The following is a 12,868-nucleotide window of genomic DNA, read 5'->3' on the forward strand; positions in this document are numbered from 1 at the left end:
TTCGCGACGAGCGCGGCCTCGCGCCCCGCCAGATCGGCAAGCTGGGCCGAGGCGGCCGCCGCTTGGGCCGCGGTCGCTTGATTGGCGCCCTCCTGCCGCGCGACCAGCGCCGCCTGGGCCGCGCTGGCTTGCCGCTCGCGCTCGGCCAGTTCCGCGGCCTGCGCCTCGAGTTGGCGGCTGCCTGTGGTCAGCTTTTCTCGCTGCGCGGCGATCGCCAATCGATCGGCCGCGAGCGCCTCTTGCGCCTGGGCCAGCGCGCGCTGCGCTTGCTCCTGTTCGGCCAGGCGCGCCTCGAGCAGTTGCTCGCGCTCGGCCAGTTGCTTTTGATGTTCGGTCAAGGCGGCGTCCAAACCTTGATGACGCGTCGCCTCGTCCGCTTCCGACTGCGCCAGCAATTGGCGGCGCGTTTCCAGATCGGCCGCCAGCCGCGCCTGGTCCGCCGCCTTCGTTTCTAACTCGCGAGCCTGCGCTTCCAGCCGCTTGCGCTCCGCCTCGCATTCGCCGCGACTGCGGGCAAGATTCTCTCGCGCGACTTCCAGCTCTTGCCATTGCGCTTGCCGCTGCGCCTCGGCGTCAGCCGCTTTCTCCTCGCGGGCGGTGATTTGCTTTTCGCGCTCGGCGAGCTGCGCATCGCGTTTTGCTTGCGCGGCTTGTGCCTCTTGCTCGTGGGCTTGCAGCGCCTGGTCGCGGGCTGCCAGTTCGACCGTTTGTTCCTTGAGCGCGGCTGCGGACCGCTCCAAGGCCGAGTGGCGCTCGGACGCCTCCGCCTCGCGCGCGGCCAGCGTCTGTTCGCGCTCAGCAAGCGCCGACTGCGCCGCCGATGTCACTTGTTCCGCCTGCCCGAGCTTGGCCTGGCGCTCGTCGAGCGCGGCCTGCAATGCTTGCAACTCGGCGGCGCGGCTGGTCAGTTCGGCCTGCTGGCGCTCGATCTCGGTCAGTTCGTCGGTGGCCACCGTCCGTTCGGCCGCCAGTTGTGAGACCAGCCGATCGAGCTGATCGCTCAACCGCGATTCCAACTCGCGGAAGCGCTCGTGGCGCAGCGCGCTCATCTCGGAGAGCTGGCGACGCCCCTTCTCAATGGCCTCGGTCATGCGCTCATGCCAGGCCAGGTCCTGAGTTGATTGAGCTTGATCTTCCATGCACCACGGAGGGGGACTGGCGACGAGCGCGAACCGAGAGACAAGTCGGACGCCCGCTGCGGTAAGCATCGCAGCGTCCGCGCGGCGCGGCATCGGCCGACCTGAATGCCGCTATCCTTACATAGGCCAGGGAAAACGCGCGGTCAAAATCGCTAACTGCAAATGACTAGCGAAATTGCGGCCCGTGGCGACAGCGCGCCCCTAGCGCCGGCGCGGCCCTCCGCGCCTCCCCTCCGCGGTAGCGCCCAGACAGCGCCGCCGTGACGATTATGCCAGCACCGCCGGATTCACCACATTTTCCGGCCGCCGGCCGTGCAGACAATCGATCACCTGCGTCGCCACGCGCGATCGCAAGTTGTGCAGCGATTCGACCGAGACAAATGCCGCATGCGGGGTGACGATCACTCGCGGGTCGTTGAAGGGGGGCCGCGACAGATCGGGCGGCTCCGGGTCTTGCACGTCGAGCGCAGCGCCCGCCAGGCGCCCTTGCTCAATGGCTGCGGCGAGCGCGGCTTGATCGACCAGCCCCCCGCGCGCCGTGTTAATTAGGTACGCGCTCGGCTTCATCCGCGCCAGTTGCGCCGCGCCGATCAAGTGCTTTGTCTCCGGCGTCAGCGGCAGATGCAGCGACACATAGTCGCTCTCGGTCAACAAGTCATCGAGCGTGGCCCAGCCAATGCCCGCCGGCAAATCGTTGGGGCGGCGGCGCCCCGTGGCCACCACCCGCAGGCCAACCCCTTGCGCCAAGGGGGCCAGCGCGCGGCCAATGGCGCCATAGCCGACTATGCCCAGCGTCTGCCCGGCGAGCCGTCGCAAGGTGGTGCCCGACTGCAATTGGTAGCGGCCCTGCTTCGTCTCGTGGTGGTAGTACGCCACCTTGCGCGCCAACGCCAACAACAGCGCCAGCGCATGCTCGGCCACTTCGATCAGGCAATAGTCGGGCACATTGGTGACCACAATGCCGCGGCGCGTGGCGGCGGCGACATCGATATTGTCCAGCCCAATCCCGAGTCGCGAAACAATCTTGAGCCGCGCCGACGCCGCGATGACCGGCTCCGGCGTCTTGGCCCAGTTGGTCATGATGGCGTCGACATCGGCGGCCAGCCGCGTCAACGTTTCCAGGTCGCTGGCGGGGGCGACAATCAGTTCGCCGTCGCCAGCGGCGAGAATTGAGCGTTCGATATCGAGGTCGGCCCAGGCATAGTCGGTCAGGAGAATCTTGAATCGAGGCATGATTCTTTCGCGGCGCGTGGAGGGATGCGTTTCGCCGTCAATCTATCGTGTACCGGCGAGCGCCGCGACTCTCCGCGCGCCGCAAAAGGTTGGGCCGCGAACAGGCGGCGATTAGCGCGGCGTGTTCCAGTAAATCCGCGCGTTGTGCGTCTGACGACCGACCGCCACGATCTCTGGTCGGCCATCGCCGTCGAGATCGGCCACGGCCAGGTCTTCCACCGCCACTCCGGCCGGGTCGATTAGCGTGCGCCGCCAATCCGCCGGCGCCTCGCCGGGCGGATCATAGATCCGCACGCCCGATGGCGCGGCCTGGTCGCGCTGATCGCGAACGCCGACCACTAGCTCTTCGTCCTCATCGTCGTCGAGATTGACGCACCACAGCGCGTGTCCCCATTGCAGTTGATTGTCGATGACGTGTCGGCGCCACAGCGTGGTGGCCTCCACCGTCGGCGGCGTGTAGACCACCACCTGCGAGCCATGCCACGGCTCGATGGTGGCCACATATTTGCCGTCGCCTGCCAGCCGACCCAGCCGCACTTCGCTGGCGCCGCGATTGGGAGCGCTTTCCTGATCGCCGCGGCCAATCAACTGTCGTCGCCAATCGCCAGCGGCGTCGCGCTTAAGCACATGCACCCCCTCGAAGCTGGTCACCAAGATTTCCAACGGGCCGTCTCCCTCCAGATCGACCGGACAGAAGTTGTGACAGACGTGCAACTCCTCGTTGAGCGTTGCCGATTTCCACGCGCCCGTCGGATCGGCCGGAATCGAATACGACAAGATTCGCACCGGGTTCTGGTTCCAGTCGGGCGGGCGCGTGTCGCGCCCTTGCAGCGGCACGACGATCAACTCCGCCCGGCCGTCTCCATCGAGATCGGCGAAGCGCAGGCGATGCACGCTCGGCTCCTCGCCGATCCGATGCACGCGCCACCGTTCGCGCACGTCTTTGCCCGGCTGTAGCCACTGAATCGTGCCGGGCGTGCGGGTGTCTGGCGGACGCCAGCCGGCGCCCAGCGCCAGGTCGACGCGGCCATCGCCATCGATGTCGTACGGGGCGACGCACACGTTGTCCGGCGCCGTCTGCTCCAGAATCAAGGTGTGCGCGGGCCACGCGTCGCCGCGCCGGCCAGGGTTCTCGTGCCAGACGACGCGTTTCTGATCGACGATGACAATGTCGGGCCGCTCGTCCGCCGACAGATCGACAATCGCCACCGCGTAGCCCACTCCCAGATCGGCGGCGATCTCTTGCGACTCAAATCGCGGCGGCTCGGCCACGGCCGGGCCCGCGATGCAGCCAACCAGCGCGAGCGTCAAGAAGCAATTGCGTGCGAATGTGCGTAGCGCGTGCATAGGCTCTTGGCTCAACTGCGCACGGCCAGGGGTTGGCCATTGTCTTTGGCGCCCAGGCCCAACAAGAGCGGCACGGCCTTTTGCGCCCATTCGGCCGGGCTTTGATATTCGCTGGCGCTGTCGGCAAACGCCACTTGCAGCATGTCGGTGTTGATGACGCCCGGGTTGAGCGGCACGGCGGCCATTCCGCGCGGCAGTTCTTCGGCCAGCGCGCGGGTCAGCCCCTCGATGGCCCACTTGGTGGCGCAATAGGGCGCGGCCTCGGCGGCGACCGAGCGCCCCCAGCCGGAACTGAAATTGACGATCACGCCGCTTCCGCGGCGCACCATCGCCGGCACGAAGTGCCGAATCACATGAAACACCCCGTTCACGTTCACCTGCATCAGCCGCGCGAACTCGTCCGCCGGCGCTTCCCACAGCGGCGCGGGCACGTTGATCAGCGCGGCGTTGTTGATGACGAGATCGGGCGGTTGCTCGACGGCGTCGATGTCGCGCGCCCAGCGCCCCACCTGCTCGTCGCTCGACACATCGACCACATGAAACGTGTGCGGCGCCCCAAATCGCTGCCGGAGCTTTTCGACCAGTTCGCGCCGCGTGCCGCAACCCGCGATCGTATGCCCCCGCGCGATGAACTCCTCGGTCATGGCCAGCCCCAGCCCGCGAGTGGCGCCAGTGAGCAAGATGCGTTTGGACTCGCTGGCCATGCGTGGCGCCTCGTGGGTGAACGCTGTCGGTTATTTTCTCCCGCGCGGCCGATTATACACCGTGCGCGTCGCCGCGCCGCTGGTTCCCCGAGCTGAATCGATCGCTGGGACCGGCGCGGGCCGCCGGGCAAGCAACCCGCCCACCGCGGCATAAAAGTGACCCGCCAGAGCGATCATGCAGGCCGCCTGCAACAGTTGAAACAGAACCGCGTTCATAGTGTGCCTTCCTCTCGTAGCGTCAATCTCAATCGGCAACGATCAACTTCGCGCGACCCACGCGCTCCGTTTATCCACGGAGCGCGAAACTGGCCGCGAAGCCCAGCGGGCGTGATGGCGTGGTGTCGTCTTCTTGTGGCAGTGTCTCAGTGCGACCATGCCGCTGGGCAACGCGTTCGGCCAGTCCCTTGCTGAGCGCCGGCAGGGGGCGAGCGGAGGACTCGACGCGCGGCGACTCGAACAGATGTACTTCTTGATCGAACGAAGCATGCTCGCGGCGCTCGGCGCTCACCGGTTTGCCTGGCGCCACTTCGACCACGTTGGCCATCTCGGGCAGCGCCGGCAACTCGGCTCGCACCACGCGAACGTTCTTCGGGGCGTCGACGCCGATGCGCACCGCTTGCCCTTTGACTCGCAAGATGGTGATGACGACGTTGTCGCCGACTTTGATCTTCTGCTGCGCCTTCCGTGTGAGAACCAACATGGCATGCTCCTTTGCTTTGTTTCCCCTGTCCTAATGACGTGAACGGCATATTGCAGCGAGCGTGCCAAACGCGCCGGCGGACAAAAAGATTGTCCGAAGCGGCGCAGCATCAAGCACTTGCGGTGTACAGTACTGAACAGCCACCGGTGACTGGTGAACGCCTGTTTACAATCCATTTGTAAAACGGAAACGAAAAAGCGGGCCCGGTGTGGCAAGTTGCCATCAACTCGCGGGATTACGCGCTTTAGAGAAAGGTCGGTGGCCGCGTAATCGCGTCCCGATCCGTCAAGACATGCCAGCGCGCGTTCAGCGCCGATCGGTCGCTTTCAAGCTGAAGTTGCGCACCTGTACTTCCACGTCGAACATGCCCGGCACTTCCCAGCCCATGGCAACGCCATCCAGACCGTAGTCGGCGAAATCGCGCGACTCCGTCAAAAACCCGCGTGACCAGGCGTGTTCCAGGCCACGGCGTATTTGCGGCAGCAGATCGGCGTCGATCGTCACCCACTGCCCGTCGTGCGCGCTGTCCCGCGTTAAGTCCGCCGTGGCGAGGGTATAGATGAACATCTTCGTGTCCCCGGTATCCTGAGCCTGGTGCCCCGAGACCATTCGTTCGCGATTGTCATAAAGCGGCGCCCCAAACCAGAGATATTTTCCAAAACCGGCGGAGGCGGGATTTCGATTGGCAATGGTCAAAAAGATCTGAAACTGCGCGGCATGCCGCGACGGAGAATAACCTTCCTCCACGATCAACCGCGAATGGTTGAGTCGCGATTCGATGTGCAGGCGGCACGCTGAAAGATCCGCCACGCCCGGCGGATTGTCCAACCGTTGCTGCGCCAATAGGTGCGTCCAAGGTTCGCCGACTTCGCGCGGGCGCGCATACTCGGCGCCGGCATGCACCGCCAGCGTCAGGTCGGCTCGCTCCGTCGAGGCAGGACCAATGATCACCGTCTTGCCACGGTTCTCGTAGCGCGCCGCCCCCTCGGGCAGCAGGTCCGGCGGCGCTGGCGGCAGCGGGTGCTTGCTCGACCATTGCGCCAGATCCCAGGCAGGTTTGCCGGTGTGGTCAACACCCGCCAATTCGCCGCTTACAACGCGCTTGCCAGGCTGTGGCGCCAAGAGCAAGAACCCGCGTTGAAAGTGATTGTCTCGTAACAATTCTCGTTCGGCGGCCGTCGTCGCCGTTGGCTGTGTCAGTGTGCCCACGATCGCCACACCGAAGAAAATTGCCGCCGCGCAACGCATCCCCATACGATCTCAACCCGATTCAAACCGAGACTTCCCAGTTGGATCCGCCAGAAACCGTTCCCGGCGCGGCCTGCCGTCCAATGTAGCCAAAGTGCCCAATACTCGCACGCTGACCGACGCGGCGCGATTCTTTCACGCGGCAAAGCAGGCTGGCGCAAAGTTCGCGAATTCGCGCTACTTTGCTGGAAGGGCTTCCGCGCGAGTGATTGACGTCGCGCGGTTCTCTCAACTTGCGGCGGCTGCGCACGTAGGACCAAGTCGCCGCCACAGCACTTGTTCGCCAAACCAGGTACGCCGATTTCACCCCAGGCGCGAAATGATTTCCAGCACGCGCCGCAGATGCGGCACAGGAACAAACCCCTTGCGCTCAACGATATCCGACTTGGAAATTCTGAGCTGCCAGCCGCACTTGGCGACCGAAGGTTTGGTCAATCCGGTTCGCGCAATTCCCTGAGCATGCCACGGAAGTAGCACTTCGTCATGCGCGATTGACAACTGAAACCGCGACGTGATAGCGACCGCGGCGAGTGATTCCGCCTGTTCCATTTCTGCCGTGGCGTCGACCAGCACCAGGGGGCGGAGCTTTGGGTTCTTGCCTTGCGGATCGCAGACGCGCGCCACGACGATCGTCCCTTGAGCAATTTCTGGCACGGCGCGCCCCGGAGGCTGCTAGAACAGGTTTTCCTCGGGGCTTTCGAACCATGCCGGCGGAGGCGGGTTCTTGGCGCCGATTTCGCGCAGCGTGTCGGCTGACAGCGAATTGGGCGCGTCGCGCTGCCCGCTGTTCTCTTCCACGATTTGCTGGACGTAGGCGATGCAGCTTTTGAGATCGGCGATGCCTTTCACTTGGCCGCCACGCGGTTGACAGCCAAACGCCGTGTCGACCAGATAGGCCCCCTGTTTGGCGATTTCGGTTAGCCGCGATTCGAACTCGTCATAGGAGCAGGCGTCGTCGCCAAAGTGGCCCTGCTGACAATAGCCTTCGTAGTGCTCAAATGCCGCTCGCAATAGCGCGATGTGGCTGTCGACCAATGCTTGCAGCCGATCGGTCGCCGCGCGCTGCTGCCGCAGCCAGGTTTCAGTGCTTTGCGCCACATCGCGGCGCATCGCATCCCATTGTTGAACGGCGCTCATGGCACAATCTCGAGAAGCTTCTTTCCCGACCGTTGGCGGTCGCCCCCCGGGGTGACTTGCCAATTATTTGTAATTGAAGCTTACGACAGGAGCCAATATCAGCCAAATTCCGAGTGCATGAGCTTGGGCATCCTGGTTCGCGGCACTGTCTTGCGTCGCGCCGCCACCCTCGCCAGCAAGTTCGGCATGGGACACTTGCGACAATACACTTGTCGCAGGCCAAAAACGACAATTGGCCGCCAGGCCCCCTTACGCCGCCGCCTTGGGCCGCGCGTCGTGGACCACGTTCCACGCCAGGCCAAACCACTCCATCACGCAGATCGCCCAGTAGGTCACATCCACCTCCCACCAGCGATGCCCATGCCGGGCCATGCGCTGAAAGGCGTGATGGTTGTTGTGCCAGCCCTCGCCGTAGGTGAGCAGGCCCACCCACCAGAGGTTGCGGCTGTTGTCGCGCGTTTCGTAGTTGCGATAGCCCCAGATGTGGCTGGCCGAGTTCACAAACCAGGTCGCGTGCAGCACGTAGACCAGCCGCACGAACATGCCATACACCACAAACGAGCAGCCGGTGTAAAAGTCCCAGCCAAAGTAACCGATGGCGAACAGCGCGCCGCCAAACAGGAAGTACCACAACAGAAAAGTGTGGTCGAGCAGCCGCACAAAGGGATCGCGCAATAGGTCCGGCGCGTAGCGCTTGTACAGCGAATCGTAGTGCTTGCGGCTGAATCGCGGCATCAGCCACAGCATGTGGCTCCACAGTCCGCCATGCTGCGGCGAATGTGGGTCTCCCTCATGATCGCTGAAGGCGTGATGCTTGCGGTGGTTGGCCACCCACATCAAGGGCGACCCTTGCCCGGCCAGGTTGCCCAGACCGGCGATGATCCAGCGGATCGGCCGAAACGTGTCGAAGCTGCGATGCGTGAGCATGCGATGGTAGCCCAGGCAGATGCCGACGCCGCCGGTCAGCCAGCCGAGGAATACCGCCAACAGCACGCTCTTCCAGGTGAAGAAGAACGGCGCGGCTAAGGCGCCAGCATGCAAGAAGGCGATCCAGGTCACCACCGGCCAATCGACGCCGCTCCGCAACCGCTCGCGCAGCGGTACGCGGTGCGCTGGCGCCGCGTCGGCGTTCATCGGCATGTCGATCAGTTTTTGATCCAGCCGCTTAACGGCTGACGCCGCGGACACTTCGCCAGGGGCGGTGGGGGTTTCAGTGCAGCTCACAGTCTTCTCCGTTCGAGCGAAAGTCTCTGTTCAATTGGTAGGGGAGCGCCAGATCGGGACATCAGCGATGTCGATTTTTCTCAGCAGCAAGAGCCGCGGTCGGCAAGGGCGGTCTGGGGAAGGTATCGCGTCTAGGGAACCGACCGGCACACGAGAGGGTGACCCGCATACGGGGTCCCACAGGCATTGGTGAAGTACTTCAACAAAAGTCTAGGCGAGTTCGTTCGGTTTGGAAAGATGACGACGCCAAACCAAAATGTCGCTGCTGGCAAACAGAAAGCCGCGCGGCAATTTGTGCGCGAATCAGACTTTTTCGCCAAACGCGGCGCCGCGTATCGACAATCCGTGGCGTCTCAGGTGTTTCGCTACTTTGCGGCCGATCTTGTCTTGTTTTCCGCCAACACAATCGCCTCGCTGGCCGTGGCGCCCAACCGGCTGGCGCCGGCGGCGATCATGGTTAAGGCGTCTTCATAATTGCGAATGCCACCCGCCGCCTTGACTTGCACCCTGGCGCCGACATGGGCGCGCATCAGGCGCACATCGTGCTCGGTGGCCCCCCGATAGCGGTAGGCGCCGTCCGCCCCGCGCACAAACCCGTAGCCGGTCGAGGTCTTCACAAAGTCGGTGCCCGCCGCTTCGCAAATCTGGCAGAGCCGAATTTTTGGCTCGTCCCCCGGCAGAAAGTCGTTCTCAAAGATCACCTTGACGATTGCCCCGGCGGCATGGCCCGCCTCGACCACGGCGGCGATGTCGGCCGCCACCTCGTTCCAATTGCCAGACAACACCCGCCCCACGTTGCACACCATGTCCAGTTCGGTGGCGCCTTGCCGGCAGGCCAGCCGCGCTTCCTCCATCTTGATCTGGCTGGCGCTGGCGCCATGCGGAAAGCCAATCACCGTGCCGACCGCCACGCCGCTACCGCGCAACAGTTCGGCCGCCAGCGGTACGGCATACGGCTTGATGCAGACGCTGGCCACTTGCAGCCGCCGCGCCAGCTCGCAACCGGCGCGCAGTTCGGCGTCGGTGAGCGTGGGATGCAACAGCGAGTGATCGAGATAACTGGCGATGGGCGGCATCGACGAAACTTTCCAGCAATTGTGGCGGGCGCGTGCGACCTCCAGTAATGTAGCAACCGTGCCTGGCCTTGCCGTGCTTTTGGCCCACCGGGGGGATTCGCATGCGACGCTTCGCCAGATCGCTCTCGCCAGCCAGCGCCGCCGCGCTGCTGTTCTTTATGATGACAAGCCCGTTGACATCCCGCGCCGCGCTCGGCGCCGGCTACGACCGCCCCGCCGGAGATCCACAAGCCAGCCGCTCGGCCGTCACCGCCGTGCATGGCATGGTGGCCACCAGTCAGCCGCTGGCCACGCAGGCGGGCTTGCGCGTCTTGGAGCAAGGGGGCAACGCGCTCGATGCCGCCATCGCCGCTAATGCGGTGCTCGGGGTGGTCGAGCCAATGAGCTGCGGCATCGGCGGCGACCTGTTTTGCATCTACTGGGACAACGCCCAGCAAAAGCTGTACGGCCTCAACGCCAGCGGGCGCAGCCCCTACGCGCTCACGGCGCAAGAGTTCGCGCGGCGCGGCCTGGCGCAAGTGCCAGACGAGGGGGCGCTCTCCTGGTCGGTTCCCGGCTGCGTCGATGGTTGGGAGACGCTGCGCGCGAAGTTGGGAACCTTGCCGCTGGCCGATCTGCTCGCGCCGGCCATTGCCCACGCCGAAACAGGTTTTGCCGTCAGCGAGATCATCGCCGCCGACTGGCGCGCGTCGACCGAGGCGTTGAGCCAACATCCCGACACCGCCAAGACCTATCTGCCCGGCGGCCGCGCGCCCAGCAAGGGAGAGCTGTTCAAAAACCCGCGCCTGGCGGCCACCTTGCGCGCGATCGCCGCCGGCGGGCGCGACGCCTTTTACAAAGGCCCCATTGCCGCACAGATCGTGGCGTTCAGCCGGCGTAGTGGCGGCTTCTTCGAGTCCCGCGACTTTGCCGAGCACGCCTCCACCTGGGTCGAGCCGGTGTCGACCAACTATCGCGGCTACGACATCTATGAGCTGCCGCCCCCTTGCCAAGGCATTGCCGCGCTGCAAATGCTGAACTTGCTCGAGCCGTACGACCTGCGCGCCCTGGGGCACAACACGGCGGAGCTATTGCACCTGGCGGTCGAGGCCAAGCGCCTGGCCTATGCCGATCGCGCGCGGTACTACGCCGATCCCGAGTTCGCCAAAATCCCCGTCGATTGGCTCATCTCCAAGGAGTACGCCGCCCAACGCGGCAAGTTGATCGATCGTCAGCGGGCGGCCCTCGCCGTGGCGCCCGGCGACGCGCCGCTGGTGGCCGGAGACACCGTTTATCTGTGCGCGGTCGACAAGGATCGCAACTGCTGCTCGCTCATTCAGAGCAACTACTACGGCTTTGGCTCGCAGCTCGTGCCCGGCGACCTCGGCTTTGCGCTGCAGAATCGCGGCGCGCTCTTCTCGCTCGCCGCCGAGCATCCCAATCGGTACGAACCACACAAGCGCCCGTTTCACACGATCATCCCCGGCTTCGCCGCCAAGGACGGCAAGCCGTGGCTGGTGTTTGGCGTGATGGGGGGCGACATGCAGCCGCAAGGGCACGTCCAGGCGCTTATCAACCTGATCGACTTTGGCATGGACCCGCAACAAGCGGGCGACGCTGCCCGCTGGCGCCACTTTGGCAGCGCCACCCCCACCGGACTGGTCGCCGATCCCGAAGGCAGCGCCGTGATCGTCGAGTCGGGCATCTCCGACGAGGCGGTGCATGGCCTGCGCGAGCGTGGGCATGTGGTGCTCAAGGGCGACCCGCGCACTCGCGGCGCGTATGGCGGCTATCAGGCCATACAGATCGACCACGAGCATGGCACGCTGATCGGCGGCAGCGACCCGCGCAAAGATGGCGCCGCCAGCGGCTATTGAGCGATGAAGCGCTTCGCTGGGCTGCTAAGCCGCGCTTGCCCCCCGCGGCGCGCTGGCGTCGGGCTTGGCGCGCAGCCAATTCCTGTTGCCGCCGCGCGAGAGCTTGCCGAATGCCTGTTCGACCTGCCGCAGCGGATGGCGCACGCGCCGCACGCGCTGCCCCGTTCGCTGCGCCACGAGCACAAAGCGACGAAAGCCCTTCGCGTCGCCACTGGTGTAGCGGGCGACGACGCGCACGCGCTCCGCCGCCAAGAGATTGGTGAGACTTTCCGGCGTGTAGGCGAACAGGTGATGGCTGTTGATAAAGGGCTTCAGGTAGCCCGTCTGCTCCAGCGCCGCGAGGTTCGGGACGCCGAGGTACAGGTAGCCGCCGGGCGTCAGGCGCGCCACCAGGTCGCGCAGCGTGTCGCGCGGCGAGGTGACATGCTCGAGCACATGATTGGCGACGATCAGGTCGTAAGCGTCGTCCCCTAACTCGGCCAGCATGCGATGGCGATGCGCGGCGTACTGCCGCACGCGCGGCGCCGGTTCCAGCCCGGTGGTCTGCCAGCCGTGCTGACGAAAGACGTCGAGAAACCAGCCCGGCCCGCAACCAAAGTCGAGCACGCGGCGCTCGGGGCGCGCCAGCAGTTCGCCGGCCAGATGTGGCGTCAATCGATCATAGATCGCGCCGAACATTTGATGCTTCTTGGGATTGACGTAGCTGGGGTCGGCTAGCTTGTGCATGTCGCGTGCAGACTCCCAGCCATCCTCCGCCTCGTAATAGTCGTCCGCCTGTTGCCGCGAAGGGATCGGCGAGTAATAGACGATGCCGCAGTGGCGACAGCCGCACACCGCCGGGCGCGACTCCGGCGGGATGGACCGCTTGCTGGGAAACTGCGCCAGCGTCGTCAGCCGCCACGAGTCACAAGCGGGACAGGTCGGCCAGTGGAGAATACGCCCGAGCATGAGTCACGCCGCTCGCTCGTGATGTTCCGCGCAGTTGCGGCTTGGTGTGGATCGGGGCGAATGATAGTTGGCATCCGCAAATGCCAGCAAGGGCAGTTCAAAAAAGCGGCACCGCGCTTGGCGATGTTGGCCTGTATGGTCGTCCCCTCTTCCACCTCGCCCCCACGCAGCGAAGCGTAGTAGGCGCCAGAGGTCGGCCGCAGGCCGCTGGTGAGGGGGGGGCATTATCAACGCGCCCTCATCCGGCCTATCGGCC

At 65.0% G+C, this 12,868-nt stretch carries 13 protein-coding genes; 1 reads left to right on the forward strand and 12 read right to left on the reverse strand.

Features of this window, described 5'->3' with window-relative positions; genetic code table 11:
* From K1X71_19790 to deoC, 11 genes are all read right to left on the reverse strand, one after another.
* Positions 1 to 1,208: hypothetical protein (locus tag K1X71_19790; protein ID MBX7075391.1), on the reverse strand; the 1,208-nt coding region annotated here is incomplete at its 3' end.
* A gap of 198 nt (positions 1,209 to 1,406) precedes the next feature.
* Complete coding sequence (locus K1X71_19795) at positions 1,407 to 2,372, reverse strand: C-terminal binding protein (protein ID MBX7075392.1); 966 nt, start codon at positions 2,370 to 2,372, stop codon at positions 1,407 to 1,409.
* Positions 2,373 to 2,483: 111 nt separating this feature from the next.
* Positions 2,484 to 3,719 carry a VCBS repeat-containing protein gene (locus K1X71_19800; GenBank protein ID MBX7075393.1) on the reverse strand — a complete coding sequence of 412 codons (1,236 nt, stop codon included), beginning with the start codon at positions 3,717 to 3,719 and terminating at the stop codon, positions 2,484 to 2,486.
* Between the two features lie 11 nt (positions 3,720 to 3,730).
* Positions 3,731 to 4,423, reverse strand: coding sequence for an SDR family oxidoreductase (locus tag K1X71_19805; protein ID MBX7075394.1), 693 nt, complete (start codon positions 4,421 to 4,423; stop codon positions 3,731 to 3,733).
* A 30-nt stretch (positions 4,424 to 4,453) separates the two neighbouring features.
* On the reverse strand, positions 4,454 to 4,639 hold the full coding sequence (locus K1X71_19810) for a hypothetical protein (GenBank protein ID MBX7075395.1): 186 nt from the start codon (positions 4,637 to 4,639) through the stop codon (positions 4,454 to 4,456).
* Positions 4,640 to 4,709: 70 nt separating this feature from the next.
* A complete protein-coding gene (locus tag K1X71_19815) occupies positions 4,710 to 5,123 on the reverse strand; it encodes a carbon storage regulator (protein MBX7075396.1) in 414 nt (137 codons plus the stop codon).
* A 306-nt stretch (positions 5,124 to 5,429) separates the two neighbouring features.
* On the reverse strand, positions 5,430 to 6,377 hold the full coding sequence (locus K1X71_19820) for a hypothetical protein (GenBank protein ID MBX7075397.1): 948 nt from the start codon (positions 6,375 to 6,377) through the stop codon (positions 5,430 to 5,432).
* A 297-nt stretch (positions 6,378 to 6,674) separates the two neighbouring features.
* Positions 6,675 to 7,025 (reverse strand): hypothetical protein, encoded by a 351-nt coding sequence (locus K1X71_19825; protein ID MBX7075398.1) that lies wholly within the window; start codon positions 7,023 to 7,025, stop codon positions 6,675 to 6,677.
* An 18-nt stretch (positions 7,026 to 7,043) separates the two neighbouring features.
* Positions 7,044 to 7,508, reverse strand: a complete 465-nt coding sequence (locus K1X71_19830; GenBank protein MBX7075399.1) for a hypothetical protein — start codon at positions 7,506 to 7,508, stop codon at positions 7,044 to 7,046.
* A gap of 249 nt (positions 7,509 to 7,757) precedes the next feature.
* Positions 7,758 to 8,732 carry a fatty acid desaturase gene (locus K1X71_19835; protein ID MBX7075400.1) on the reverse strand — a complete coding sequence of 325 codons (975 nt, stop codon included), beginning with the start codon at positions 8,730 to 8,732 and terminating at the stop codon, positions 7,758 to 7,760.
* A 365-nt stretch (positions 8,733 to 9,097) separates the two neighbouring features.
* Positions 9,098 to 9,808, reverse strand: coding sequence for a deoxyribose-phosphate aldolase (gene deoC, locus K1X71_19840; protein ID MBX7075401.1), 711 nt, complete (start codon positions 9,806 to 9,808; stop codon positions 9,098 to 9,100).
* 101 nt (positions 9,809 to 9,909) lie between these two features.
* On the opposite strand from deoC, the gene ggt reads away from it, so the two are divergent.
* The gene (ggt, locus tag K1X71_19845; protein MBX7075402.1) at positions 9,910 to 11,664 is read left to right on the forward strand and encodes a gamma-glutamyltransferase; all 1,755 of its coding nucleotides are present in this window, start codon (positions 9,910 to 9,912) and stop codon (positions 11,662 to 11,664) included.
* A gap of 24 nt (positions 11,665 to 11,688) precedes the next feature.
* Here the strand turns inward: ggt and K1X71_19850 are convergent, their stop codons facing one another.
* Positions 11,689 to 12,612 (reverse strand): class I SAM-dependent methyltransferase, encoded by a 924-nt coding sequence (locus K1X71_19850; protein ID MBX7075403.1) that lies wholly within the window; start codon positions 12,610 to 12,612, stop codon positions 11,689 to 11,691.
* Between the last annotated feature and the right edge of the window lie 256 nt (positions 12,613 to 12,868).

Source organism: Pirellulales bacterium, assembly GCA_019694455.1.
GTDB lineage: Bacteria > Planctomycetota > Planctomycetia > Pirellulales > JAEUIK01 > JAIBBY01.